This window comes from Nocardia aurantia (assembly GCF_009604425.1).
In the GTDB taxonomy this organism is placed as follows: Bacteria; Actinomycetota; Actinomycetes; order Mycobacteriales; family Mycobacteriaceae; genus Nocardia; species Nocardia aurantia.
Genome location: NZ_WEGI01000003.1, coordinates 457966 through 483681, shown reverse-complemented (window position 1 = coordinate 483681; position 25716 = coordinate 457966). Strand labels below are relative to the sequence as shown.

Genomic DNA, 25716 nt, shown 5'->3' with positions numbered 1-25716 from the left:
CGCTCACACCCCCCGCGGATCGGAGAACAGACCGGCCAGACCGGACCGTGCGAGCCGACGGGTGAGCAGGTTCTCGGTGGCGGCGCGACCGAGCGGGAGCCGGCGCACGGGCCAGCTGTACCGGGACAACCACGACAACGTCGCCTCGTCACAGAAACCGAGAGCGCCGTGGAGTTGATGCGCCACCCGCAGCACCACATCGGCGGCCTCGATGGCGGCCAGCCGCAACGCCAGGGCGTCGTCGACGGCCTGGTCGTTGCCCTCCTGGATGCTCCAGAGGGCGTACCGGGCCAGCATTTCCACGCCGGCGCGCTCGACCTCGGCGTCGGTGAGCTGGAACTGCACCGACTGGAACTGCGACAGCGCCTGCCCGAACTGGTGCCGCACCGCGACGTGGTCGCGGGCGAGATCGATGGCGCGGTCCAGCATTCCGAGCAGGGTCCAGCACGGCAGCACCAGGCCGAGGGCGATGTCGCCCGCGCCGTTCTCGTCCTGCGGGGTCGATCGCAGGGGTGAGACGAAGGCCGAATTGCGCGGTGGCACATCGGGTTGCGCGGCGGTCACCAGGCTGCGCCGACCGTCGAGATCGACCGCGGCCCAGCGCAGGTCGAGTCCGGCGATCGCGGCCATCGGGTTGATCTCGCCGATCACGACGAGCCCGTCGACGTCGAGATCGGCGGGGCGGGCGAGGCGTTCGGCCACCGGGTACGGCGCCGCCCAGTATCCGGCGCTCCGGCACACCGCCGCGGCGGCCTCCAGTTCGACCGCGTCCGCACGGGGTGTGAGCTCCCAGGCGCCCAGGTCGCCGAGGACACGGGCGATCGTCTCGCGTTCCGCCGGTTGGGCTTCGGCCTTGCGGACCAGTTCGTCGCCGCCGGCGGCCTCCAGGGCGCGGCGGACCTGGATTCCGTATTCGAGTGCCTCGTCGGCCAGTTCGATGTTCACGAGGCCGCCATCAAGGAGCGGGCGAGCAGGATACGTTGCATTTCAATACTTCCCGAGGCAACGGTGGAGGCGTTGGTGTAGCGCCAGTGGTCTTCCACGGCCCGGCGGAAGCGCCGGGTCCGGTCGTCGTCGGCGACCGCGCAGGTGGCGATCTCGGTCAGCACCGCGGCGCTGTCCTGGTCGAGTCTGGTCACCGCGATCCGGTAGGCGGCGGCGTCGCCGGGCCGTACCCGGCCGGTGCTCTGCACCGCCAGCACCCGGTAGGCCAGCAGCCGGGCGCGCCGGCAGTGCACCAGCATTCGCGACCACCCGGCGCGCAGCTGTTCCGGCAGTCGCTCCCACTGGTCGCCGAGTACCTCCGGCGCGGCCAGCAGCAGTCGCTCGCAGCGCGCGTATCGGGCGATGCCGACCCGTTCGAAGGCCAGCACCTCCTGGACCACCCGCCAGCCGTCGCCGACGGTGCCGAGGACGTCGGCCTCGGTGACCCGGACGTCGTCGAAGAACACCTCGTTGAGGTGGTGCGGGCCGAGAATGCTTCGGATGGGCCGTACTTCGATGCCCGGCGCCGACATCGGCACCAGGAAGATCGTCAGCCCCTGCTGCTTCTTCTCGCCGCGCGAGGTGCGCGCGAGCAGGAAGCACCACTGCGCCATCGACGCGTAGGAGGTCCAGATCTTCTGCCCGGACACCAGCCAGCCGTCACCGTCGCGACGCGCCGACGTCCGCAACGACGCCAGATCCGACCCCGCGTCCGGCTCACTGAACCCCTGACACCAGATCACCTCACCCCGCGCGATCGGCGGCAGATGCCTACGCTGCTGCTCCTCCGTACCGTGCCGCATGATCGTCGGCCCCACCCAGTTCACACCCATGTACTGCGCACCACGCGGCTCGTGATGCGCCCACATCTCCTCGCGCACCACGGTCTGCTCCCACACCGAGGCGCCGGCGCCGCCGAACTCCTCGGGCCACGCCAGGCACAGCAGGCCCCGCTCGGCGAGGGTGCGGCAGAACCGTTGCGCGATCTCGAGATCGGCGGGATCGTCGGTGAAGGCGCCGAGGAAGTCCGGCGGCACCTCGTCGGCGACCAACTGCCGCAAATCGTCTCGCAGTCCGGCCGCGTCCGGGCCCATTCGGAAGTCCACTGTCATACTCCGTTTCTCGCCCGGCTAGCGGGCCGTCCAGCCGCCGTCGACGACGATGGTCTGGCCGGTCACGTACCGCGCGGCGTCGCCGCACAACCACAGCACCGCACCGGCGATGTCCTCCGGCCCGGCCTCCAGCGGCAGCGGGGTGTTGCGCCGCAGCCACGCGGCGGATCGTTCCTCGTCGTACAGACTGTCGGTGATCTCGCTGCGGAAGAAGCCTGGCGCCACCGTGTTCACCCGGATGTGGTGCCGGGCCCACTGCACGGCCAGTTCCGCGGTCAGCCCGGACAGGCCGAGTTTGGTTGCGGCATAGGAGGCCTGCGGGATGCCCGGCACGCCCACCCGGCCGCTGATCGAGGACACGTTGACCACCGCGCCCCGGCCGGCGGCGACCATGTGCGGAAAGACGGCCTGCGCCAACCGGAACGGCGCGATCAGGTTCAGGTCCGTGGTCTGCCGGATCGCGTCGAGGGTTTCGTCCTCGGCCCGTTCGTGGCTGAAGATGGTGCCCGCCGCGTTGATCAGGATCTCCGGCGGGCCGAGGCGGTCGGCCACCTGCGGCACCACCGCGTCGACCACCGCCGCGTCGAGCAGGTCGGCCTCGACCGCGAGCCCGTCGATCCGGTCGGCCAGTTTCGCCAGCCGGTCGTAGCGCCGCGCCACCAGCGCCACCCGCGCGCCCGCGGCGGACAGGGTCTCGGCGAGCGTCTCGCCCAGCCCGGAGGAGGCGCCGGTCACGATCGCCACCCGGCCGGTCAGGTCGAATCGCCGCAGCGCCGCGGGCATCCGGTCGGAATCCATACTGCAATCCTCGATTTCGCGGGTGGTGGCTACACCACGATGGTGCGGACGCCCTCGCCGCGGGTGAGCAGCTCGAAGCCCTGGTTGATCTCGTCGAGCTTGATCCGGTGCGTGATCATCGATCCCAGATCGAGCCGGCCGGCCTCGGCCAGCCGGATGTAGCGGGGGAAGTCGCGCAGGATCTGCGAGCCGCCGACCACGGAACCGCGAATCCGCTTGCCGGAGAAGATGGTCGAGATCGCGGGCAGGGTCAGCACATCCGTGGTGGCGGGCATGCCGACCAGGGTGACGGTGCCCGAGGTGCGGGCCATGTCGATGGACTGGGTGATCAGCTCGGGGCGGCCCACCACCTCGAAGGTGTAGTCGGCGCCGCGGCCGGACGTCAGGGCGCGCACCTGCTGCACCGAATCGCCCTCGGCGGGATCGACGGTGTGGGTCGCGCCGGCGGCGACGGCGGCCTCGCGCCGGTTCGCCATCATGTCGACGGCGATGATCGTCGCGGCGCCGGCGATGCGCGCGCCCTGGATCACCGACAGGCCGACCCCGCCGCAGCCGATCACCGCCACGCTGGATCCCGGGACGACCTCCGCGGTGTTGAGCACGGCGCCGAGCCCGGTGGTGACGCCGCAGCCGAGCAGCGCCAACTGCTCGTCGGGCAGGTCGGTCTGCACCGCGACCACCGACGCCTCGTCCACCACCATCGCCTCGGCGAATGTCCCGCAGCCGCAGACGGCCCCGGCCTCGCGCCCGTCGGCGACGGTGAAGCGCTTCTTCGCCTTCACGCCGGGATTGAGTTCGCAATGGTTGGACATGCCGTTGATACACCACCAGCAGTGCCCGCAGGCCGGGGAGACCGACGCCAGCACCCGGTCGCCGACGCGCACCCGGCGCACCTCCGAGCCGACCTCCTCGACGATGCCGCAGCCCTCGTGGCCGGGCACGATCGGCAACGGCAGCGGCGACAGCCCGTTGATCACCGTGAGGTCGGTGTGGCAGATGCCGCTGGCGCTGACCCGTACCAAGACGTCGCGTGGCCCGATCGCCGGCACGGGCAGATCCTCGAGCACGAGCGGCCGACCGGCCTCGTAGGCTACCACTGTTCTCACTGCAAACCCCTGGTGACCAGGTCCGACTCATCGAAGGACACGCTGTAAGGCCGCTCGCAGACCTACGCCTTAGCGAGCGAGGACTCACTTATATTAGGCACAGACCGAGCGGGCCGTCAGCAATCCGCTCCAGCACCCGGCCGCCTTGACAGCAATCGGGGCGCCGGGCACAGTTAGTAACTAGGCACTCACTTACTGAGTGAGCACATTGCGTTCCCGGTCGATGGACCGTAGCGGAGGGTATCCGGTGATGGATTATCGGTTGGTCGATGCCGATGGGCACTATTACGAGACCGACGACTGCTTCACCCGCCATATCGAGTCGAAGTTCGCGAACGAGACGATCCGCGTGGAGCGCGGCAGCGACGGGCTCGGGCGCGTATTCCTGCGTGGCAAGCGGACTTTCATGAGCGTGATGCCCGGCGACTACGCCTCGGCGCCCGGTGCGCTGCAGGGCCTGTTCGTCGGCGGCGTATCCGAGGGCATGACCCACCGGGAGGTGGTGACCGCCAAGGAGTTCCCCGAGTTCATCGAGAAGACCGCTCGGGTGAAGCTGCTCGATCAGCAGGGGGTCGAGGCGACGATCATGCTGCCGACCCTCGGCGTCTCCGTCGAATACGACATGCGCGACGATGTGGACCTCACCTACGCCAGCCTCGCGGCCTACAACCGCTGGCTCGAGGACGACTGGGGTTACGGCGACGACGGCCGCATCTTCGCGGTGCCCATGCTGTCGCTGCTCGACATCGACCGTGCCGTGGTCGAATTGCACCGCGTCATCGAGGCCGGCGCCCGGATGGTGCACCTGTGTCCCGGCCCGATCGCCGGCCGCTCCCCCGCCGATCCGATCTTCGACCCGTTCTGGTCGACGGTCGCCGAGGCCGGGATCCCGGTGGTGTTCCACGTGTCCAACAGCGGATACCAGCACTTCTACGGCACCCAGTGGTCCGAGAATCCGGACAATCCGTCGCATCAGCAGTCGCCGTTGCAGTGGGCGCTGTGCAATACCGAACGGCCGCTGGTGGATACGCTCATCGCGCTGACCCTGCACAATCTGTTCGGCCGCCATCCGAAGGTGAAGATCATCTCCATCGAGAACGGATCCGCCTGGCTGCGCCCGCTGTTCAAGATGGTCGACAAGGCGGCGGCGCTGGGCCGCCGCGGCCCGATGATCGGCGGCAAGCTGCCGGACAAGCCGAGTGCCGCACTGGCCGAACACCTCTGGGTGTGCCCGTTCCCGGAGGACGACGTGCACGACCTGATCGACGCGCTCGGCACCGAGCATGTGCTGTTCGGCTCGGACTGGCCGCATCCGGAGGGATTGCGCGAACCGCGCGACTATCTGGTTCGCCTGGACGGCTGCGATCCGGTGGTGGCCCGGAAGGTCCTGCGGGAGAACACCGCCGAACTGCTCGGACTGCGCTGATCCATCGGATTCCCTCAGGCCGCGCACGGATTCGGCGGCCATGATGGGGTCCGTGCGAGTACTGGTGGTCGAGGACGAACGGTTGCTGGCCGACGCGATCGCGGTCGGCCTGCGCCGGCAGGCCATGGCGGTCGACGTGGTCTACGACGGCGGCGCGGCACTGGAGCGCGCCACCGTCAACGCGTACGACGTGATCGTGCTCGATCGGCAACTACCGGTGGTCCCCGGCGACGACGTGTGCCGGGCGCTGCTGGAATCCGGTTCGCCCGCACGCGTTCTCATGCTCACCGCGGCCGTCGCGATCGCCGAACGGGTCGCGGGCCTGGGCCTCGGCGCCGACGACTATCTCACCAAGCCGTTCGCCTTCGCCGAGTTGACCGCGCGCATCCACGCGCTGGGCCGCCGGTCCGGCCCCGCGACGCCGCCGGTGCTCGCGCGCGCCGGGATCCGGCTGGATCCGCAGCACCACACCGTGACCCGTGACGACGAGCCGATCGCGTTGTCGCGCAAGGAGTTCGCGGTACTGGCCGAACTGCTGCGCGCCGACGGCGGCCCGGTCTCCGCGGAACAGCTGCTGGAGAAGGCGTGGGACGAGCACATCGACCCGTTCACCGGCGTGGTCCGCTACACGATCATGATGGTGCGCCGCAAACTCGGCGCCCCGGACCTGATCGAGACCGAACCCGGTGTGGGATACCGGATCCGATGACCCGCTCGACGATCCGGATGCGGCTGACCCTGCTCTGGGCGGGGGCGTTCTTCCTGGCGGGCGCGATACTGATCGCGCTCATGTACTTCTCGCTGGACCAATGGCTGGAGCGACGGCCCGGCGCCGCGCTACGGCAGATCCTCACGCAGAACCTGCCCGAGCCGCCGATGCGCGCGAAACCGATGTTCACCGAGAACATCTACGACGCACTGGTCGATCAGGCCGAGCGGCAGCGCCGGGACACCCTGCACGCCATGCTCGGCTGGTCGCTCGCGGCGCTGGGGGCCGTCGGGGTGGCCGCGGCGGGCTTCGGCTGGCTGCTGGCCGGGCGGGTGCTGCAACCGCTGCAGCGCGTGACCGCGACCGCTCGCCGGGTCGCCGACCGGAATCTGCACGAGCGCATCGCGCTCGCGGGTCCGCCCGACGAGATCAAGGATCTCGCCGACACTTTCGACGCGATGCTGGAACGGCTGGACCGCGCGTTCGACAGTCAGCGCCGGTTCGTCGCCAACGCGTCGCACGAACTGCGCACGCCGCTCGCGATCAACCGCACCCTGCTGGAGGTCGCGCTCGACGATCCGGCGGCCGCACCGGCGTTGCGGCAGCTGGGAACCACCCTGCTGGAGGTGAACCGGCGCCACGAGCGCCTGATCGACGGGCTGCTGGTGCTGGCGGGCAGCGAACAACACCTCACCGAGGTTCGCCGCACCGATCTGGCCGAACTGACCAGGCGCGCGATCGCCGCCGTCGCGCCCGGCGAGGTGACCGTGCGCGCCGAGACGGCACCGGCCCCGGTGGCCGGTGATCCGATCCTGCTGGAACGCCTGGCGCACAACCTGATCGACAACGCGGTCCGGTACAACCGCCCGGCCGACGGCTGGGTCGCGGTCACCACGGCGGCCGCGGCCGATACCGCGCGGCTGATCGTCGAGAACAGCGGGCCGATGGTCCCGGCCGTCGAGGTGGACGGGCTGTTCGAGCCGTTCCGCCGACTGCCGGGCGAGCCCGCGGAGGGCGGCCGCCGCGGCGCCGGGCTCGGATTGTCCATCGTCCGTTCGGTGGTCCGCGCGCACGGCGGCGCCGTTACCGCCGTCGCGCGGCCGGAGGGCGGGCTGGCGATCACCGTCACGCTGCCCGCCCCACGCTGACATCCCGCCCTCCGGCCATAACGAAGATGCTGCGCCGCACCCGCTTTCACCGGTGCGCGCCGCGAATCAGTAGTTGTGGCAGGTGTCGAGGACCTGTTGCAATTCGCCCCGCACCGCACCGGAGTCCACGCCTTGCGGCATCGGCCGGTTGCCACCGAGGTCGGGATGTTGCTGCCGGAAGGACTCGATCCGCTGCTGCCGTTCGGCGGGGGGCAGATTCAGCAACTCGTCGAGGCGGCTCTTGAATTCCGGATGCGCGTCGACGCGCGCCGCCAGATCCGGCGCATGCTCGTGCAGCGCCGACTCCACCTGTGCCGCATTGCAGGTGGTCCGGAGGAATTCCGCGCCGGCCGGCGGCTGGGCGGCGCCCACCGCGGGAACCAGCAGGCCGGCCACACCGATAGCGCCGGCGATCGCCAGGCCACCGGCCACCCGCGCGGATCGCGCCGACATTCCCGAAACAGCCATTTGTGAACACCTTTCACCGAAATTTCGATCACGACTCCGTGACCCGTTCCCAGTGCACCACCGCGGCCGTTTGCCCAGCGCTAGGTACGGCGCCGGCGGTTCGGCGCGAATACGGCCGTCCGGATTCCGCACGGCCCGTTGACAGTACGCAACGATGTCGCTAATCTCCAGACCGCATTGTTGGTTTTCGTTCGATCGATAGTAGAAGTGTCCGTTACTGCCATGTGCCATGGGATTTTCGCCGGATGGTCTGCCACCGGTCACTCGATATCCCGGCCTAGGAAATCCTGTTGATCGAGAAATCACCGGCAGCACCGGACGAGCAACGCCCGCCGCGGCGTTCCCGGCTGCGGTTGCCCGGGCTTCGCACCGCGCGCAGCATTCGCACCCGCATGCTCGCGATCGCGCTGGTGCCGTCGGTCGCCCTGCTGATCACGGGCACCACCATCGCGGTGAGCCTGGGCGATCAGGCCCGCACGGCGGGCCGCTGGTCGGACCTGCTCAGTCATCGGATCACCCCGCTGGTGGCCTTCGCCACCACCATGGAGGACGAACGGACGCTGAGCCTGATGGCGGTCGCGGGCGACTTGCAGGCCCTGGCCGATCTGCCCGCGCAACGGGCGAAGACCGATGCCGCCCTCGCCGCGGTGAACGGGCTGGCGGTGGAGATGCGGCCGTTGAATCCGGGCCTCGCCACGGTGTCGCCGGAGTATCTGGCACTCGGTGGCCGGATCGGTCCCCTGCGCCAAGCCGTCGACCAGCGCCGGGCGACCACCGCCGACGTGGACGATTTCTACACCAAGCTGCTCGGCACCGCGCCCGTGGGTTTCGAGGGTATCGCGCACTACACCCCGGATTCGATGAGCGGCGCCGAGGAGATGACGACGGCCGCCGCGCTCCGGGTGATCGATCTCCATTCGCGCGCAATCGGAATCGCGGACGCGGCGCTGACCGGCGGCTCCCTCGGCCCGGACGACCGGCGCGACATCACCGCGCTGCTCGGTGGCTACCGGACCTCGCTCGAAGCCCTCGCCACCCGGTTCACCCCCGCCGACCGCGCGCTGTACACCACGCTGACCTCGAGTCCGCAGTGGCGCACGGCATCCGACTCGGAAGATCAGCTGATGTCGCGGGGAACGCCCTCGGTGCCGGTCGAGGAGTGGCGCGCGGCCGAGCAGTCCGTGCAGGGCCGGCTCGTGGGCATCTTCGAAAGTCATGCGCGGTACGCGAATTCACTGGTCGGCGATTCGGCGAACCGGATGCTGAACCGGGCGATCCTGGCCGCGGCGAGCATCGCGGCCATCACGATCGCCGTGTTCGTGTTCGCGATCCTGCTCGCCAACGGACTCGTGCGGCGCCTGCGCTCGCTGCGGTCCCGGAGTCTGGAGCTGGCCAACGACACCCTGCCGTCGATCATCCGGCGCCTCAACGACGGTGAACAGGTCGACATCGAGGCGGAGGCGGCGGTGCTCGACGACGGCGCCGACGAGATCGCGCAGGTGGCCGAGGCGTTCACCGTCGCGCAGCGGACGGCGATGGCCGCCGCCAGCTCCGAGGTGCGCACCCGGGACGGCTTCAACAAGGTCTTCGTGGACATCGCCCGGCGCAGTCAGGTCCTGGTCCGCCGCCAGATGGACGTGCTCGATGTCGCGCAGGCCAAGCAGAACGATCCCGAACATCTCGAAATGCTGTTCCAGCTGGACCATCTGGCCACACGCGGGCGGCGCAACGCGGAGAACCTGCTGATTCTCGGTGGCGCGCAACCCGGCCGGCGCTGGCGGGAGCCGGTCGCGGTGGAGCAGATCGTCCGCAGCGCCGCCTCCGAGACCCAGGACTTCGCGCGGGTCAGCGCGATCCGGCTGCCCGACGCCTGGGTGCACGGCAACGCGGTGGCCGACCTCATCCACCTGCTCGCCGAGCTGATCGACAACGCCACCCTGTTCTCCCCGCCCGAGGCCCCGGTGACCGTCCACGGCAACCTGGTCAGCCGCGGCATGGTGATCGAGATCATGGACCAGGGCCTCGGCATCCGGTTCGACGAGCGGGAACGCCTCAACGAATTGCTCGCCAGCCCACCCGAATTCGAGGAGATGACGCTCGCCGGGCACCGATACCTCGGCCTGTTCGTGGTCGGGCGGCTGGCCCGGCGGCTCGGCGTCACGGTCAGCCTGCACCAGTCGGCCTACGGCGGAGTCAACGCCATCGTCCTGATTCCGCGGGACATCATGGACACCGTTGCCCCCGAAGGCGATTCCGCCCCTGCCGAGACCGGTCGCGCGGCCGGGCGGGCGACGGTGCCGCGGCCGGTGACCGACGCGGTGCCGCCGATGCCGGGATCGGCCGTCCCGCAACTGCCCCCGTGGCCGGTCGCCCCGCCGGCAGCCGAAACCACCGAGCCGGCAAGCGATTCCGGTGCCGACCGGTCCGCGGCGCCGGTGCTGACGCCGTCGCGGCGCAGCCGCACCCCGCTGCCCAAGCGGCAGCGCCTCGCCCATCTCGCCCCCGAACTGCGGCCGGACACCGAGCCCGCGCAGACCACCGAGCCCGAACCACCGGCCGATCGGCGCCCGCCGGAGCAGATCCGCCACTCCATGGCGGCCTTCCAGCGCGGCACCCGCCGGGCCCGTGACACCACCGCACGCACCGAACACGAGAACGGACGGTCGGAACATGAGCACTGACGCGAAGGCCCAGAAGGCCCGCAACGCCCTGGACTGGCTCCTCGACGGACTCGTCACCCGGGTGCCGGGGTCCGAACACGCCCTGGTGCTGTCGGCCGACGGCCTGCCGCTGGCGCATTCGAAGAGCCTGGGCCGCGAGGACTCCGAGCACCTCGCCGCCATCGCGTCCGCGCTGCACAGCCTGGCCCGCGGGGTCGGCGACCGCTTCGAGAAGGGCGAACTCCAGCAGACCGTGGTCGAACTGGCCAAGGGCTACCTGGTGGTGACCGAGGCCGGCCAGGGCACCTGCCTGGCCCTGCTCGCGGAGATCGATGCCGACCTCGGCCTGATCGCCTACGAGGTGAACGTCATCCTCGGGCAGGTCGGCGAGCAGCTGTCGGCGATGCCGCGCGGCGCGGCGGGCACCCTGCGGGCGCCGCTCGTGTCGTGAGCTATTTCAGCGGCGATCCCTGGGCGGAGGACGAGGATCCCGGCCCGCTGGTGCGGCCGTTCGCGGTGACCCGCGGCCGCGCCGGGAAGTATGTCAACACCCTCGACATGCTGAGCCTGGTGGTCGCCGTCCGATCCGAGACCGAGGCCGCGACGCTGGACCGGGAATACGCGGAGATCGTGCGCCTGTGCCAGGCCCGGCCGGTGTCGGTCGCCGAACTCGCCGCTCACCTCAATCTGTTGCTGGCCGCGGTCAAGGTCCTGGTCGGCGATCTGATCGAATCCGGCTACCTCATCTTCCGGTCGCCGACACCGGCCGCGAACACCCCCGATCCGGAACTACTGCAGGCGGTGCTCGATGGCATACGCAATATCTGAATACGCCGATCCCGACCGCCTGAACACGGTGCAGACGATCAAGCTGCTGATCGCGGGCGGATTCGGCGTCGGCAAGACGACCCTGGTGGGCGCGGTCAGCGAGATCGCCCCGCTGCGCACCGAGGAGCGGCTGTCCGAAATCGGTACCGCCGTCGACGATCTGACGGGTGTGGAGGGCAAGTCCACCACCACCGTGGCGCTGGACTTCGGTCGCATCACGATCAATCCGGAACTGGTCGTCTATCTGTTCGGCACTCCGGGGCAGGACCGCTTCTGGTTCGTCTGGAAGGAACTGTCGGTCGGGGCGATCGGCGCCGTGGTGCTCGCGGATACCCGGCGGCTACCCGAATCCTTCGCCGCGGTGGACTATTTCGAGTCCCGCGGGATCCCGTTCGTGGTCGCGGCGAACTGTTTCGACGGTGCCGAGATCTACGCCGAGGACGAGATCCGCGGCGCGCTCGACCTTTCCGCCGACATCCCGGTCCAACTCTGCGATGCCCGCAACCGCGAATCTGCCAAGAACGTGCTCGTCCGGCTGCTCGAACACATCCAGGCCACCGCCGCCGTCCGCTGACACCGGCCCGCCGGGCGCGGCACTAGGATGCGAAGCGTCACCGCTCTACGCTGCGCTCGGTTGGGAGCCCGCCATGCATGACGATCGCCGGTTGATCGAGGATCGCCTCGCGCGAGTTCTGCGGGAGCGGATCGTCCCCGCGATCCATCCGCGATCGGTCCCGCTGCGCGCGTCCATCTGGGTCGCCCCCGACGAGCCGGTCCCGGTCGCCGAGGGCCTGGCGGCGCCGCGGACACCGATCGAATCCGGCGCCGAGTGGGGCGCACCGTGGGGAACGAGCTGGCTCACCCTCGAGGCGACCGTGCCCGAGGACTGGGCCGGACACACCGTGGAGGCGCTCGTCGATCTCGGATTCGAGGGCGGCATACCGGGTTTCCAGTGCGAGGGGCTGGTGTACCGGCCGGACGGCACGCCGGTGAAGGGCCTGCACCCGCGCAACCAATGGGTGCCGGTGGCGGCGCCCGCCGCCGGCGGCGAGCAGGTGCTGCTGCACGTGGAGGCCGCGTCCAATCCGGGTATCCCGTTCCAGCCGAACGACCTGGGCGACAAGGCGACCGCCGGCACCCGGCCGCTGTATCGGCTGGGCCGGCTGGATCTCGCGATCTTCGACGAGGAGGTCTGGCACCTGGTGCAGGACCTCGAGGTACTCGGCGAGCTGATGCACGAATTGCCCGAGGACACACGGCGTTACGAGATCGCGCGGGCGATCGAGCGCGCGCTGGACGCGATCGACCTCGCCGATGTCGGCGGCACCGCGACAGCGGCCCGCGACTGCCTGACCGAGGCCCTGTCGCGCCCGGCTTCCGCCTCCGCACACCGCATCTCGGCCATCGGGCACGCGCACATCGACACCGCCTGGCTGTGGCCGCTGCGCGAGACGGTCCGCAAGGTCGCCCGCACCACCGCGAACATGATCGCGCTGCTGGAAGCCGAACCCGAGTTCGTCTTCACGATGTCGCAGGCCGCGCAGTTCGATTTCCTGAAGCAGCGGCATCCGGAAATCTACGAGCAGGTCCGCAAGGCGGTGTCGGAGGGCCGGTTCGTGCCGACCGGCGGCATGTGGATCGAGGCGGACACCAATATGCCGGGTTCGGAGGCCATGGTCCGGCAGTTCTCGTTCGGGAAACGGTTCTTCCTGGACGAATTCGGGATCGAGAGCCGGGAGGTGTGGCTGCCCGACACCTTCGGCTTCGCCGCCGGGCTGCCGCAGATCATGCGCGCGGCGGGCTCGGATCGGCTGCTGACGCAGAAGATCTCGTGGAGCCGCACCAATTCCTTTCCGCACCACACCTTCCGGTGGGAGGGCATCGACGGATCCCGGGTCTTCACCCACTTCCCGCCCGTCGACACCTACAACTGCACCATGTCGGGCAGCGAGATCGCGCACGCCGCAAGGAATTTCAAGGACAAGGGCCGGGCGACCCGATCACTGGCGCCGACCGGTTTCGGTGACGGCGGCGGCGGGACGACCCGGGAGATGATCGCGAAAGCGGCCCGGCTGCGCGATCTCGAGGGCTCCCCGACGGTGCAGTGGCAGTCCCCCGCCGAATTCTTCGACGCCGCCGAGGCCGAATACCACGATCCGCCGGTGTGGGTCGGCGAACTGTATCTGGAACTGCACCGCGCCACCCTCACCAGCCAGGCCGGGACGAAACAGGGCAACCGGCGCGGCGAACATCTGCTGCGCGAGGCCGAGCTGTGGGCGGCCACCGCGGCGGTGCGCGCGGGCGCCGGCTACCCGCTCGAGGCGCTGGAGCGGCTCTGGAAGACGGTGCTGCTCTTGCAGTTCCACGACATCCTGCCCGGTTCCTCGATCGCCTGGGTGCATCGCGAGGCGGAGCACACCCATGCGGAGGTCGCCACGGAACTCGCGGAGATCACGCGCCGGGCCCAGTGGGCGCTGGGCGGCGAGCAGACCGGCCCGCACCTGTTCAACCCGGCCCCGCACACCTGGTCGTCGATTCCCGCGGGCGGGGCGGCGATCGCGGACAGCGCCGCACCGCCCTGCAGCGTGACCACCTGCGACGACGGCGGCTACGTCCTCGCCAACGAACTGGTGCGGGCCGAGGTCGACCGTCGCGGCCTGGTGGTGTCGCTGGTCGATCTCACCAACCGCCGCGAGACGCTGCCACCGGGCGCGCCGGCGAATCTGCTTCAGCTGCACCCGGATTTCCCCAACGCCTGGGACGCGTGGGACGTCGACGCGTTCTACCGCAACACCGTCACCGACCTGATCGCGCTGGATTCCCTGACGGTGCTGGCGGATTCACCCGGCACCGCGGCGTTGCGGGTGGTCCGCTCCTTCGGCAACTCGTCGGTCACCCAGACGCTGGCCCTGCGCGCGGGCGACGCGGGCCTGACCGTCGACACCGAGGTCGACTGGCACGAGACCGAGAAGTTCCTGAAACTGGCCTTCCCCCTGGACATCCACGCGGACCGCTACGCCGCGGAGACCCAGTTCGGTCACCTGTTCCGGCCCACGCACACGAACACCAGCTGGGAACAGGCGAAATTCGAGGCGTGCAACCATCGGTTCGTCCACTTCGCCGAACCGGGCTGGGGTGTCGCGCTGATCAGCGCCTCCACCTACGGCCACGACGTCACCCGCACCGTCCGCGACGACGGCGGCACCACCACGACCCTGCGCTTCTCGCTGCTGCGCGGCCCCCGCTTCCCGGACCCGCACACCGACCAGGGCCTCCACCGCTTCCGGCACGCCGTCTTCCCCGGCGCGGACCTCGCCGACGCGGTCCGCGAGGGCTACCGCCTCAACCTGTCCGCCCCGGAAACCGGTGTGGCACAACCGGTCCTGCCGCTGTTCACGGTCGACAACGACGCCGTGGTGACCAGCGCGGTGAAACTCGCCGACGACGGCTCCGGCGACGTGATCCTGCGCGTCTACGAATCCCTCGGCGGCCGCGCCACCGCGGTGATCACCCCGCATTTCGGCACCGCCGGAATACACACCTGCGACCTGCTGGAACGCCCGGTCCCCGACCCCGCCGCCACCATCACCGACGAAACGCCGGTCCACGTCCGCCTCCGCCCCTTCCAACTCCTCACCCTCCGCTTTCCCCGCACGACCACGTAACCGATTCCCTCGCAACATATTTCGCGATCATCCGGCGCCCGGGAGACGCCGCCAGGGACGGACGACGGTGCAGAAGATCAGGATCGAGGTGGCGGCCAGCGCGGCCATCGCCACGGCCATCGGGGCCGCGGTGGCGCCGCTGCCGAACGAGATCAGGATCGGGGACAGGGCCGCGGCGCCGAACTGCGCGGCACCGAGGAGCGCACTGCCGGTGCCGGCCGCGGTGGCGGCGCGATCGAGTGCCAGGGAGGTACTGGTCGAGAGGATCAGTCCCATCGCGGACACGGACAGGAACAGCAGACCGGCGATCCACGGCAGCCCGGCGTCGCAGTGCACGGCGATCGGCAGCGTGCCGGCGGAGGCGAGGAGCAGCAGCAGTCCGGATCCGAGCACGACGTGCGAAGGCACGCGGCCCAGCAGCAATCGGCCGTTGATCTGGCTGGTCACCGCGAGGCCCACCGCGTTCAGGCCGAACAGCAGGCTGTATCCGGTCGGCGTGACCCGGTAGATGTCCTGCGCGACGAAGGAGAAGCCGGACACGTAGCAGAACATGACCGCGAACGCGGAACTCTGGGTCAGGAGATATCCGGTGAAACGGGTGTCGCACACCAGCGCCGACGCGGCGGCGGCGCTGCGACGCAGGCCACCTCGGATGCGCTGCTCGGCGGGCAGCGTCTCCCGGACCGTGCGGGCGCAGGCCACCAGCATCGCGGCCCCGAGTACGGCCAGCAGGACGAAGACGCCGCGCCAGCCGGTCACTCGCAGTACGAGGCCGCCGACCACGGGTGCGAGGATCGGCGCGAGGGCCGACACCGCCATGAGACTGCTGTAGAAACGCGCGGCCGCCAAGCCCTGGAACAGATCTCGCACGATCGCCCGGGCGAGGACCACTCCGGCGGCACCGGTCAGGCCCTGGGCGAAGCGGGCGCCGATGAGGACCTCGGCATTCGGGGCACAGGCGCACAGGATCGTCGACAGCAGGTAGCCGGACATTCCGATCAGCAGCGGGCGGCGGCGGCCGAACGAATCGCTCAGCGGACCGGCGAGCAACTGACCCGCCGCCAGGCCCAGCAGGCACGCCGTCAACGTCAGCCGGATCCGGTCGTTGCCGGTGGCCAGGTCACCGGCCATCCGCGGAAAGGCGGGCAGGTACATGTCCATCGACAGCGGAGCCAGCATCGACAGCGATCCCAGCACGAGGATCAACCCGGCGCCGGTTCGGGATGCGGTGCCCGGCGAGGACTGCCGGGCCGGGACGGTGATATCGGTCATGGATGACGCTCCGGCACAGGAGGAATGCCCCGGCGGTCGCCGGAACATGAAGGGACAGAGAAGATTTCAGGACAGTGAGGTATCGCCGGCGAGCCGCAGCATGTCCAGTGCGAGCGTGACGCGGGCGATGTCCCGATAGGAGTGCAGATCCAGCCCCGTCACCTGTTCGATGCGCTGGATGCGCTGGTGCAGGGTGTTGACATGGATGGACAGCTCGGTGGCGGTCTCCGCGATCTGCCCGCTGTGCGCGACGTAGCGGCGGAGGGTATCGACCAGGCCGGTGCCGCGGCGGGCGTCGTAGCGGCGCAGTTCGCCCAGCGTCGCGGTGACGAAGTCGGTGATCTGTTCCGGTTCGAGGGCCGCGGCGACGTTGCCGAAGGAGCCGAAATCGCCGTGGTAGGCGACCCCGCGGTCGGTGGCGGCGACCGAGGCCGCCGCGCGGGCCTGCTTCAGCGCCTGGGGCAACTGGTCCAGGCCGATGAACGGTGAGCTGAGACCCATCCGCGCGGCCTGCGGGCTCATCGCCATGAAGTGGCGCGCGCTGGCCCGATCGGGCTCGTCGCCGTGGAGCAGCAGGAGTACGTCGCAGCCGTCGGCACAGGCGGCGAGCCAGCGCCAGCCCGCCGACCGCAGGGTTTCGTGCTTGCGGCCGAGCCGGAACGCGGCCTCGGGGGTCGGCGTCCGGGCGACGGCCAGGTACAGCGCGGTGGTCTCGGTGATGTTCAGCAGCCCGTAGGTCTCCTGGATCTGCGGATCTCCCGCCAGCCCGTGACACAGCGTGAGCAGCACCGCCGGCAGCGCGAATGTGCTCAGCGCGGAATCCATTTCCTGGGCCTGGAGATGACCGCCCATCACCAGGGCCGCCTGCGCCGCGATGATCTGCCCGTATTCGTCCCGCGGCGACAGCGCGGGCGTGATGATCAGCGATCCCTGGGCCGCCGGTGAACGCCCGCCCTCCATCCGGATCACGGTGCAGTCGCCACCGTCGGTCCGGCGCCGGCTGAGGGCGGCGCGCAGCGCCGGCAGATGTTCCTCGGCCGCCTGCACCGCCAGTTCGACTCCGTCGGCGCGGCAGACCATGACGGAACGGCCGATCGCGGACGCCAGGCTGGTGGCCGTCTGCTGGATGGTGCGCGCGGACCGGTCGGCGAGCAGCCGGATCATCGCGCTCTGCGCCGATTGGACGACCTGCAGGCCCTTGTTGTCGTGCTCGAGATGCCGGTAGACGTCCTCCAGTTCCGACCTGATCCGGGCCGCCTCGTCCGCGATGGTCGCGGTGGTGATGGCGACCGCGGCCAACCGGCACATCGTCGCGACCAGCGACCGGTCACCGCGATCGGGCAGTTGTTCGTCGCGCCAGTAACAGGCGAGCACGCCCACCGTGGTCCCGTTGCGCACGATCGGTGCGAAATACATCGCGCCGATACCGCATTCGCGCATGCTCGAATAGCGGTCCGACGAGGTGTCGAATTCACCGACGCGCGCGGTGAACGGGCGGGCGCGCAGGAACACCTCGATACTGGGCGCGCGCAGGCCGGAACGGAGATAGGACACCGGCGGATCGCTGAGGAACAGCGGATCGTTGCGACCGTACAGTGCCGCTTCCGGTATGCGGATCCGGCCGCGCGCCACCAGTTCCTCCTTGTCCGGGTCCAGCACCCGGATCTCGACATCGGCGCAGCGCAGGGACGAATAGACGTAGAGGCAGATCTTGTCGAGCGTGTCGTCCAGCGAGCGGAAGGCATCGGAATCCAGGGCGCTCTCCGCGATTCGCACGAGAATTTCCGCGGTGTCCTCGCCGATGTGCTCGCGCGCTCTTTCCTCCGGTACTCCCTGCATCGAAAACGCCTCCGTGACAGTCATGCCGTCGAATGCCGCAACGGGTGCATGGACCGCCGGAAGTAGACCAGCGGCACCTCGTCGAGACGGTCGACGCCCGCGTCCTTCACCTCCGCGAAGAACACGCCGTGGGTACCTATCCGCCGGGCTTCGGTGACCGTGCAGTCCAACCACGATGCCGCTCCGGCGATGATCGGGCAACCGGTGCCGGCCCGCGTGGTGTCCAGCCGGGCGAATCGCTCGTGCTGGGACAGACCTGGTGTGGCGAACAACTCGGCGATCCAGGCCTGCGAGCCGCTGAGCACGTTCACCGCGAACCGGCCGCTCTCCGCAACGGCCGCGTAACCACGATTGCGCGTGTTCAGGCAGATCATCACGGTCGGGGGTTCCAGGGTGATCATCGTGAACGAATTGATGGTCGTCCCGGCGTCGCCGTCGGCGCCGTGGGTGGTGACGACCGTCACGCCCGTGACCAGTCTTGCCATCGCCTCCCGCACATCCAGATCGGTGAGGCCGCTGCTGATATTCGTCATATCGACTTTCTGAGGTACCGCCGCGGGCGCGAGACCGGCGCCGGAAATGCGATGTGCATCCGCCGTACGGGATCCGGATGACTGGGCCGATCTTCACGGTATGGCGCGCGGCGCGGCCGGACCATGGTCCGCCGCCCACATTCCGATCCCGGCGCATGTGCTCCGGCACGCGGATCCCTTGGCCCACAAGGCAACCGCCGTCCTACCGCAGCTCGTATCCGGCGATCTTGTCGATCGCGACGTCGAGGACGTTCTGGACGCTCAAAGTGCGGGCGTTGCGCCAGAACCTGTCCAGATTGTGCTCGTTGGCGGTGGATTGACCGCCACAGAGCCGGTGCATCTCCCCCGTCACGAGCAACGCGGCCTCCACGATCGTCACCTTGGCCTTCTCGGTCTCGGCGGCGGCCGCGGCGATCCGGTCCCGGTCACCGCTGCGGTCGGCCGCCACGGCTTCGGCGGTCGCGGCCCGGAACAAGGCTTCGGCGGCGGCCAGCGACGCGGCGAACCGGCCCAGATGGTGACGAATCACCTTGTCCTGCGGGGCATCCCGGTACGCCGCGCGGTGCTTGACGAAATCCACGACGGCGTCGAAGGCGCCCAGGCCGATACCGAGCACGATCGCGGTGATGCCCAGCGAACCGGTCGCGTTGGCATCCCACCGGAAATCCGGGACCGAATAGTGGAAACCGTCCGGCACGAATACCCCGTCGTAGCCGAGCGAGCCGCTGGTGGTCGATCGCTGACCCATGTTGTCCCAGTCGTCGTAGCGGGTGACGCCGGGGTCGTCGAGATCGATCACCACCCGGTGCAGGGTACCGTCGGGGATGTCCGGGAAGTCCTTCGTGACGCCGAACGACACCGCGTAGCGTGCCCCGCCGCTGCCCGTCGCGAAATACTTCCGGCCGGTGACGACGACCCCGCCGGTGGCACGGCGGATTTCCATCTCGTAGCGGCCGAAGGTCGCGGAATGTTCGTTGTTGGGCGCGCAGAACCGCACTCCGTCGTGCCGGAACCGGTCGAGCAGGACCGTACGGGCCTCGGCGCCCAGCGGGCCCGCCGGATGCAGCATCGACCGTGCCGTGGACTGGTGGAACAGCCACATCTGCGCCACCGAGCTCTCCCCGGCGGCGATGTTGGTGATGATCTGCATCATCGCCTCCGTGTCGTCGAGCGGCACGTCCGCGGCGATCCCGCCGGCCGAGCGGGGCAGCGCCAAGTCCCGCAGACCGGAGTCGTCGACCAATTCCATTGCCGCGGTGGGATAGACGCCGGCCCGGTCGATGTCCGCGGACATGGCCGCCAGCCGGGTCCGCACCTCCCGGGAGATCGCGACGCAGTCCTGGGCGTCGCGCGGAGCGGCGGTGAGGCGGGAGGGAGCGGAGGTCATGGAACATCCTTTCCGAGCGGAATCGTCCCGGCACCGGCCGGATTCGGTCGAGCGGACCGCAGTGGATGCGGGCCGGCGGAGAGCAGCGTCCGGGTGTAGTCGTGCGTGGGTGCGTCGAGGACCGTGCCGGTCGGCGCGTACTCCCGCAGCCGGCCCTGCTGGAAGACGGCGACCTCGTCGGCCAGACCGCGCACCAGCGGCAGCTGATGGGTGATGAAGACCATTCCCACGCCGCGGCGCAGGACGAGGTCGCGCAGCAGTTCGACGATGGTGGCCTGGACCGAGACGTCCAGGGCCGAGGTGACCTCGTCGCAGATCAGGAAGCGGGGCTCGCCGACCAGGCCGCGCGCGATCGCGACCCGCTGCCGCTCCCCACCGCTGAGTTGATGGGGGTAACGGCACCAATAGGTCTCGGGCAGCGCGACGGATTCCAGGGTCGCGCGGACGGCGGATCCCGGGTCCGGATCCTCGGGGACCAGGACCCGGCGGGCCGCGGCGACGGTGTCGAACACGGTCCGCCGCGGATTCAGCGCCGCGGCCGGATTCTGGAAGATGTACTGCACCGCGCGGCGGTGCGCCGGCGACCGGCGCTCGACGGCCGTGGCCATCGTCGCGCCGTCCAGCTCGACCGCGCCGGTGTAGTGAATGTGCAAGCCGGCCAGCACTTTCGCCACAGTGGTCTTGCCGCTGCCCGACTCACCGACGATCGCGAGGCAGCGGCCGGGCGGCAGCCGCAGGTCGATACCGTGCAGCACCTGCAGCCCGCCGTAACCCGCCCGCAGGTTCGTGATCGTGAGGCCGGCGGACTCGGTCGCGGCGACCGGCCCCCGTGGCGCGGGCCGCGCCGTGGAGCCGCTCGTTTTCTCCCTCTCGTAGGGGCACGCGACCAGGTGGCCCGTCCCGATCCGCCGCAGCGCCGGCGCCTCGCCGTGCGCGCAGGAGGCGCGGGCCACCGGGCACCGGGGCGCGAAAGCACAGCCGTCCGGCCGCCGGAACGGCGACGGGGCGTGTCCCGGGATGCCGGTGACCGACTCCCGGCCGGTCCGGTCCGGAACCGCCGCGATCAAGCCGCGGGTGTAGGGATGGCCTGCGGCGTACGCGATCCGGTCGGCGGCCCCGGACTCGATGATCCGCCCGGAATACATGACCGCGATCCGGTCGGCGAGTTCGGCGACCACCTCCAGATCGTGGCTGATGTACACCGCCGCCGTCGCGTCGTCGCGGCACAGGCCGCGGACCAGCTCGAGTACCCGGCGCTGGGTGACGACGTCCAGGCCGGTGGTCGGCTCGTCGAGGACGACCACGGCCGGATCGCAGGAGAAGGCCACCGCGATGGCGAACCGCTGGGCCTGCCCGCCCGACAGCTGATGCGGGTAGCGCCGCAGGAACTCCCGGGTGTCCGGCAGGCCCACCCGGTCCAGGAGTTCGCCGATCCGCCGCGAGCGCTGCGCACCGGACAGCTCCGGGGCATGGGTACGCAGCATGCGGTCGATCTGCCGGCCGATGCGCCGCACCGGATTCAGCGCGGCCCCCGGATCCTGCGGCACGTACGAGATGACACCACCGCGCAACCGCCGCCGGCCCGCCTCGTCGGCGCTCGAAACATCGTGCCCGGCAACGACGACGGTGCCCTCGGTGATCGTCAGCCCCGGCATCGCGTAACCCAGCAGGGCCATGCCCAGTGTGGATTTGCCGGATCCGGATTCGCCGACGAGGCCCAGAATCTCCCCGGGAGCCAGCTCGAGATCGAGCGGCAGGACGATGGCGGTGCCGTCCGGCGCGCGTACCGCCAGGTCATGAACAGTCAGAACGGCTTGCCGCCGTATCAAATTCGGCCGCGTCGGCGCGAAAGTCGTTTCCATGTCAGGATCCTCGATCAGCTGTCGGCGGCGGCCGCGGCGCGCGACAGATGCGCGGCGATGCCGTCCGAGACGAGATTGATTCCGACGCACAGCACCGCGATCGCCACGACCGGCGCGAGTACGCCCAGTGGCGCGACCACCAGGCCGTCCTTGTTCTCCATGATCATCACGCCCCAGCTGGGGGTGAATCCGCTGACGCCCAGGCCGAGGAAGTTCACCACGGTGATCAGACCGGTGGCGGCGATGAACTGCATCGGGATCAGGACGAACAACGGCGCGGTCACATTGGGCAGAATCTCCCGGCGGATCACCGCGATCCGGCCGAGGCCCAGGGCGCGGGCCGCCGCGACGAAATCGCGGACCGCCACCTCACCGGCGGCCACCCGCATGATGCGGAACGCGCCCGGGGTCAGGACCAGCGCACAGGAGACGACCACCAGCCCGGTCGACGACGGGGCACGCGCCATCAGCATGAGGATGAGCACCAGGGCGGGGAACGCCAGCAGGACGTCCACGACGCGCGGGATCCACTCGCCCGCCCGGCCGCGGGAACAGCCCGCGACCAGGCCGAGCGCACCGCCGCACAGCACCGACACCGCGGTGGCGGCCACAGCGGGCCACAGCAGCAGGCCGCCCCCGCAGAGCAGTCGGCTGAGCACATCGTGGCCGAGGTTGTCGGTGCCCAGCGGCGCGCCCGCTCCGGGGCCCTGAAAGGCCGCTCCGACATAGTCGGTGGGCGCGTGCGGCGCCAGGAAGCCGCCGAATACGGCGATCACCACGACGGGCGCGGCGAGTGCGGCGCCGGCCCACACCCGGCCGGGCAGCCGGCGCCACGGCCGCCGCGCCACCGGTGTGCCGGGTGCGATCTCGATGGTCACAGTGCGGTCCTCAGTCTCGGATTGAGCAGCACGGCCAGCATGTCGAAACAGAGCACGACCGCGACGGTGGCCGCGGTGAGCACCACCGTGATCCCCTGCAGCAGTGGCACATCGCGGCCGTTCACCGCGTGCGCCAACGCCAGGCCGACACCGTCGTAACCGAAGATCGTCTCGATGACCGTGGTACCCCCGACCACGATGACGATCATCAGCGCGGTCGCCTGGCCGACCGGGCCCAGCGCGTTGGGCAGGGCCTCCCGCCAGAGCACGGTCCGCTCGCGCAGGCCGTTGAGCCGCGCCATCCCGATGTAGGGGCCGCGCAGCACCTCGAGCATCGACGCCCGGACGTTGTAGGTGATGGGCGGCACAGCCGTCAGCGCCAGGGTCAGCGCGGGCAGCACGAGCTTGTCGAGTTGGCCGAACAGGCCGCGGCGGGTGTCCAGCAGCGACACCGCGGGCAGCCATTGCCACACGTTCGTGGCGAACAGGTAGATGAGCACGATCCCGAACACCATGCTCGGCACCGCCGACAACACCACCGTCGCCCCGGACACCGCGCGGTCGAGCAGGCCGCCCGGCCGGGTCGCGGCCCGCAGGCCGAGGCCGAAGGAGATCGGCACGGCGATCAGGCAGGACAGCCCGGACAACACCAGGGTGTTGCGCAACCGGGACCCGATGTAGGCCGACACCGGCTGCCGATTGCCCAGGGAGACACCGAGATCCCCGTGCAGCAGGCCACCGAGCCACTTCACGTACTGCACAATCATCGGGTCGTCGAGGTGCATCGTCGCCCGGACCTGCGCGAGGCGTTCCGGGGTCGCGGTATCGCCGAGGATCACCGCCGCCGCGTCTCCCGGCAGGGCCTGGGTGGCCACGAAAACCAGCACGGTGACGACCCAGATCAGCACCAGGCCCCAGCAGAACCGCCGAAGCAGGTAGCGCGCCAACGGCCGGGACGCGGCCGGTCGCCTGCGCAGCGCGCCCTCGGAGCGCGGCCCCTCCACGCCGGGCGCGGCGTCGTCGAGCAGGACGGTCATCGGCTGCTCCACAGCGTGCGGACGTCGACGTTCTGGGTCATCGACTGCGCTGCCATGCCCTGGATGTGCGGCGCCGCCACATCCGTCAGCTTCGGATAGAGCACCACGATCATGCTGCCCTCGGCCGCCTCGATGTCCTGCATCTCCCGGAAGATCTCAGTGCGCTTCGCGACATCCATCTCCGTCATCGCGTTCCGGTACAGGGCATTGAAACGCTCGTTGCTCCAATGTGTGCTGTTGTACGGCGAATTCGGCAGCCGGGTCTTCTTCACCATGCTGGTGAACGATTCGCCGGGCCAGAAGGACGTGGACAGTGGACGGTTGGCGTATCCGGCCCCGTAATAGGTGGCCGCGTCGAGTTCCTGTGCCTTGAACGGCAGGCCCGCGGCGACCGCTTGCTGCGTGAATGCCTTCGCCATATCGACGATTCCGGCGGCGCCGGCCGTGGTGGACACGGTCAGTGGCAGTTTGTCCAGGCCCGCTTGCCGCAGCACCGCCATCGCCCGTGCGGGGTCGGCGGCCGGCGGCTTGCGCGTGGTGTCGTAGGCGGCGTCCAACGGCGTGTACACATCCGTGCCCGGGCTGGCCAGACCGCCGTAGACCTGAGCGATGATCTCCTGCCGATTGATCAAGGTGCGCAACGCCTGCCGGACCTCGACCCGGTCCAGTGGTGCGAACTGCGTGTTCATGTTGATGATGTAGTTGTTGCCGGTCGCGTACTGGGTCTTGCGGAATCCCTGGGCCTCCACGACCGGAATGCTGTTCGCGGGAATATTGCTCGCGAGATCGATCTGCTTGCCCAGCAAGGCGGTCACAATGGTCGATTTGTCTGCGAGAGTGAGTGTTTCGACGGTGTCGAAGTACGCGAGCTCCGAGTTCCAGTAGTTCTCGAATCGCACGCATACGCTGCGTTCACCCGGGACGTAGGAGGCGAGGCGGTAGGCACCGCTGCCGACCGGCGCGGCGATATCGTAGTCGGCGGGCATGATCGGCACGGCCACGAAGTTCTCGGCGAATGTGCTCTCCGGGCTCTGCAGCACGCACCGCAGCGTGCGCGCGTCCAGTGCCCTGGTCGCGCCGAAATCGACATTCGTGAAGGCCGTCGAATAGGAGCTGCCCGGCTCGGTCCCGGCGCGCCGCATCGTGGCGACGATATCGTCGGGGCCGATCGGCTTGCCGTTGTGGAAAGTAAGGCCCGGTTTCAGCACGACCGTGCATTGTGTCGCGGAATCCATGGTGATCGACTCCGCCAGCATCATCGCGAGGCCGTGATTTCCCTCGCCGGCTTCGAATTGCACCAGCGGATCGAACATCTGGAAACCCCGCAACTGCATCGCCGGCAGGATCAGCGGCATCATCTTCTCGGCGGTGGTGGCGGGCTGCGCCATCCGCAGCGTCCCACCGCGCTTCGGCGGCGCCGACGCCCCGCCGGTCGTCCCGCCGGTTCCGGCCGGACCGGCACACGCTGCCAGGATCGGGCCGGCGGCGAGCGCGGCCGCTCCGGACAGCCCGGCGCGCAACAGTCCACGCCGGGAGAAACCCGGCGAGCCGGCTCTGGTCAATGTCATGGCAACCTCTTCTCGGAAACCCGCTTCCAGCCACCGCGATGTGCCGGGCCGATGAACGGCGGCACGGCTCGGAATCGAGCTGCGAATGTCGCCGGGTGCACATCGGCGCCCGTCGGGTTTTTCTGTCGAACGGCGCAAGTCTAGGAAAATCGGAGCGGGCCGGAATATGGTCCTTCATACATTCGGCAGCCGAGGTATATGGCGTGATCCACATTTCCCTACCATCGGATTCGAAAATCCGTCACCCGAGCCGGGTTTCGGGATTGTAAAAACATTGGCCGGGATCCCGGCGGGCACCCGAGGCGCTGCGCCACGCGGCGGCGCACCCGGCCGGCGGCCGGCCCTCCGGTTCCCTGATCTTGCCGACTGTTTCGCAGCGGGATACATTGTATCCATTCCTGGACCGTGGATCCGACGGCCACCGGGACCACGACAG

21 protein-coding genes are annotated in these 25716 nt (G+C 69.8%); 8 read left to right on the top strand and 13 right to left on the bottom strand.

The window, feature by feature from the left end:
* Positions 1–3 precede the first annotated feature (3 nt).
* The 4 genes from NRB56_RS08545 to NRB56_RS08530 are packed head-to-tail and all read right to left on the bottom strand — an operon-like array spanning position 4 to position 4000.
* Complete coding sequence (locus NRB56_RS08545) at positions 4–945, bottom strand: acyl-CoA dehydrogenase family protein (RefSeq protein ID WP_319942722.1); 942 nt, start codon at positions 943–945, stop codon at positions 4–6.
* The gene (locus NRB56_RS08540; RefSeq protein ID WP_153340101.1) at positions 942–2096 is read right to left on the bottom strand and encodes an acyl-CoA dehydrogenase family protein; all 1155 of its coding nucleotides are present in this window, start codon (positions 2094–2096) and stop codon (positions 942–944) included. The genes NRB56_RS08545 and NRB56_RS08540 overlap by 4 nt, the downstream gene beginning before the upstream one ends.
* An 18-nt stretch (positions 2097–2114) precedes the next feature.
* Positions 2115–2894 (bottom strand): SDR family NAD(P)-dependent oxidoreductase, encoded by a 780-nt coding sequence (locus tag NRB56_RS08535; protein WP_153340099.1) that lies wholly within the window; start codon positions 2892–2894, stop codon positions 2115–2117.
* A 29-nt stretch (positions 2895–2923) separates the two neighbouring features.
* Entirely contained in the window at positions 2924–4000 is a 1077-nt protein-coding gene (locus NRB56_RS08530) for a Zn-dependent alcohol dehydrogenase (protein ID WP_319942721.1), read from the bottom strand.
* A 250-nt stretch (positions 4001–4250) separates the two neighbouring features.
* Between NRB56_RS08530 and NRB56_RS08525 the strand changes: the two genes are divergently transcribed.
* Genes NRB56_RS08525 through NRB56_RS08515 form a run of 3 tightly spaced genes read left to right on the top strand, consistent with a single transcriptional unit; the run spans position 4251 to position 7283 of the window.
* Positions 4251–5426 carry an amidohydrolase family protein gene (locus NRB56_RS08525; RefSeq protein WP_153340097.1) on the top strand — a complete coding sequence of 392 codons (1176 nt, stop codon included), beginning with the start codon at positions 4251–4253 and terminating at the stop codon, positions 5424–5426.
* A gap of 52 nt (positions 5427–5478) precedes the next feature.
* On the top strand, positions 5479–6135 hold the full coding sequence (locus NRB56_RS08520) for a response regulator transcription factor (protein ID WP_319942720.1): 657 nt from the start codon (positions 5479–5481) through the stop codon (positions 6133–6135).
* The gene (locus NRB56_RS08515) at positions 6132–7283 is read left to right on the top strand and encodes a sensor histidine kinase (RefSeq protein ID WP_153340095.1); all 1152 of its coding nucleotides are present in this window, start codon (positions 6132–6134) and stop codon (positions 7281–7283) included. The genes NRB56_RS08520 and NRB56_RS08515 overlap by 4 nt, the downstream gene beginning before the upstream one ends.
* A 66-nt stretch (positions 7284–7349) precedes the next feature.
* Here NRB56_RS08515 and NRB56_RS38275 read toward each other — a convergent pair whose 3' ends face one another.
* On the bottom strand, positions 7350–7751 hold the full coding sequence (locus NRB56_RS38275; protein WP_194290772.1) for a hemophore-related protein: 402 nt from the start codon (positions 7749–7751) through the stop codon (positions 7350–7352).
* Positions 7752–8041: 290 nt separating this feature from the next.
* On the opposite strand from NRB56_RS38275, the gene NRB56_RS08505 reads away from it, so the two are divergent.
* The 5 genes from NRB56_RS08505 (at position 8042) to NRB56_RS08485 (ending at position 14904) form a co-directional block, all read left to right on the top strand.
* Positions 8042–10432: a sensor histidine kinase gene (locus tag NRB56_RS08505; RefSeq protein WP_153340091.1), complete on the top strand. Its 2391-nt coding sequence runs from the start codon at positions 8042–8044 to the stop codon at positions 10430–10432.
* Entirely contained in the window at positions 10422–10862 is a 441-nt protein-coding gene (locus tag NRB56_RS08500; RefSeq protein ID WP_153340089.1) for a roadblock/LC7 domain-containing protein, read from the top strand. The genes NRB56_RS08505 and NRB56_RS08500 overlap by 11 nt, the downstream gene beginning before the upstream one ends.
* Positions 10859–11239, top strand: coding sequence for a DUF742 domain-containing protein (locus NRB56_RS08495; RefSeq protein WP_319942719.1), 381 nt, complete (start codon positions 10859–10861; stop codon positions 11237–11239). Before NRB56_RS08500 ends, NRB56_RS08495 begins: the two co-directional genes overlap by 4 nt.
* Entirely contained in the window at positions 11220–11813 is a 594-nt protein-coding gene (locus NRB56_RS08490) for a GTP-binding protein (protein ID WP_153340087.1), read from the top strand. Before NRB56_RS08495 ends, NRB56_RS08490 begins: the two co-directional genes overlap by 20 nt.
* Before the next feature lie 73 nt (positions 11814–11886).
* Positions 11887–14904: an alpha-mannosidase gene (locus NRB56_RS08485; RefSeq protein WP_153340085.1), complete on the top strand. Its 3018-nt coding sequence runs from the start codon at positions 11887–11889 to the stop codon at positions 14902–14904.
* 27 nt (positions 14905–14931) lie between these two features.
* On the opposite strand, the gene NRB56_RS08480 is transcribed toward NRB56_RS08485, so the two are convergent.
* From NRB56_RS08480 to NRB56_RS08445, 8 genes are all read right to left on the bottom strand, one after another.
* Complete coding sequence (locus NRB56_RS08480) at positions 14932–16176, bottom strand: multidrug effflux MFS transporter (protein ID WP_153340083.1); 1245 nt, start codon at positions 16174–16176, stop codon at positions 14932–14934.
* Positions 16177–16242: 66 nt separating this feature from the next.
* Positions 16243–18015, bottom strand: coding sequence for a helix-turn-helix domain-containing protein (locus NRB56_RS08475; RefSeq protein ID WP_194290771.1), 1773 nt, complete (start codon positions 18013–18015; stop codon positions 16243–16245).
* A 20-nt stretch (positions 18016–18035) separates the two neighbouring features.
* Positions 18036–18548, bottom strand: coding sequence for a flavin reductase family protein (locus NRB56_RS08470; protein ID WP_153340079.1), 513 nt, complete (start codon positions 18546–18548; stop codon positions 18036–18038).
* A gap of 202 nt (positions 18549–18750) precedes the next feature.
* Positions 18751–19935 (bottom strand): acyl-CoA dehydrogenase family protein, encoded by a 1185-nt coding sequence (locus tag NRB56_RS08465; RefSeq protein WP_153340077.1) that lies wholly within the window; start codon positions 19933–19935, stop codon positions 18751–18753.
* Entirely contained in the window at positions 19932–21797 is a 1866-nt protein-coding gene (locus NRB56_RS08460; RefSeq protein ID WP_153340075.1) for an ABC transporter ATP-binding protein, read from the bottom strand. The genes NRB56_RS08465 and NRB56_RS08460 overlap by 4 nt, the downstream gene beginning before the upstream one ends.
* A 14-nt stretch (positions 21798–21811) precedes the next feature.
* Positions 21812–22675 carry an ABC transporter permease gene (locus NRB56_RS40070; RefSeq protein WP_194290770.1) on the bottom strand — a complete coding sequence of 288 codons (864 nt, stop codon included), beginning with the start codon at positions 22673–22675 and terminating at the stop codon, positions 21812–21814.
* Entirely contained in the window at positions 22672–23712 is a 1041-nt protein-coding gene (locus NRB56_RS08450) for an ABC transporter permease (RefSeq protein ID WP_153340071.1), read from the bottom strand. The genes NRB56_RS40070 and NRB56_RS08450 overlap by 4 nt, the downstream gene beginning before the upstream one ends.
* On the bottom strand, positions 23709–25280 hold the full coding sequence (locus NRB56_RS08445; protein ID WP_153340069.1) for an ABC transporter substrate-binding protein: 1572 nt from the start codon (positions 25278–25280) through the stop codon (positions 23709–23711). The genes NRB56_RS08450 and NRB56_RS08445 overlap by 4 nt, the downstream gene beginning before the upstream one ends.
* Between the last annotated feature and the right edge of the window lie 436 nt (positions 25281–25716).

Excerpts from the sequence above, each read along its gene's own strand:
- NRB56_RS08445 (WP_153340069.1), bottom strand. The coding sequence starts at position 25,280 with ATGACATTGACCAGAGCCGGCTCGCCGGGTTTCTCCCGGCGTGGACTG.
- NRB56_RS08485 (WP_153340085.1), top strand. The coding sequence starts at position 11,887 with ATGCATGACGATCGCCGGTTGATCGAGGATCGCCTCGCGCGAGTTCTG.
- NRB56_RS08535 (WP_153340099.1), bottom strand. The coding sequence starts at position 2,894 with ATGGATTCCGACCGGATGCCCGCGGCGCTGCGGCGATTCGACCTGACC.
- NRB56_RS08460 (WP_153340075.1), bottom strand. The coding sequence starts at position 21,797 with ATGGAAACGACTTTCGCGCCGACGCGGCCGAATTTGATACGGCGGCAA.
- NRB56_RS38275 (WP_194290772.1), bottom strand. The coding sequence starts at position 7,751 with ATGGCTGTTTCGGGAATGTCGGCGCGATCCGCGCGGGTGGCCGGTGGC.
- NRB56_RS08450 (WP_153340071.1), bottom strand. The coding sequence starts at position 23,712 with ATGACCGTCCTGCTCGACGACGCCGCGCCCGGCGTGGAGGGGCCGCGC.
- NRB56_RS08475 (WP_194290771.1), bottom strand. The coding sequence starts at position 18,015 with ATGCAGGGAGTACCGGAGGAAAGAGCGCGCGAGCACATCGGCGAGGAC.
- NRB56_RS08515 (WP_153340095.1), top strand. The coding sequence starts at position 6,132 with ATGACCCGCTCGACGATCCGGATGCGGCTGACCCTGCTCTGGGCGGGG.
- NRB56_RS08465 (WP_153340077.1), bottom strand. The coding sequence starts at position 19,935 with ATGACCTCCGCTCCCTCCCGCCTCACCGCCGCTCCGCGCGACGCCCAG.
- NRB56_RS08470 (WP_153340079.1), bottom strand. The coding sequence starts at position 18,548 with ATGACGAATATCAGCAGCGGCCTCACCGATCTGGATGTGCGGGAGGCG.
- NRB56_RS08490 (WP_153340087.1), top strand. The coding sequence starts at position 11,220 with ATGGCATACGCAATATCTGAATACGCCGATCCCGACCGCCTGAACACG.
- NRB56_RS08500 (WP_153340089.1), top strand. The coding sequence starts at position 10,422 with ATGAGCACTGACGCGAAGGCCCAGAAGGCCCGCAACGCCCTGGACTGG.
- NRB56_RS08540 (WP_153340101.1), bottom strand. The coding sequence starts at position 2,096 with ATGACAGTGGACTTCCGAATGGGCCCGGACGCGGCCGGACTGCGAGAC.
- NRB56_RS08480 (WP_153340083.1), bottom strand. The coding sequence starts at position 16,176 with ATGACCGATATCACCGTCCCGGCCCGGCAGTCCTCGCCGGGCACCGCA.
- NRB56_RS08525 (WP_153340097.1), top strand. The coding sequence starts at position 4,251 with ATGGATTATCGGTTGGTCGATGCCGATGGGCACTATTACGAGACCGAC.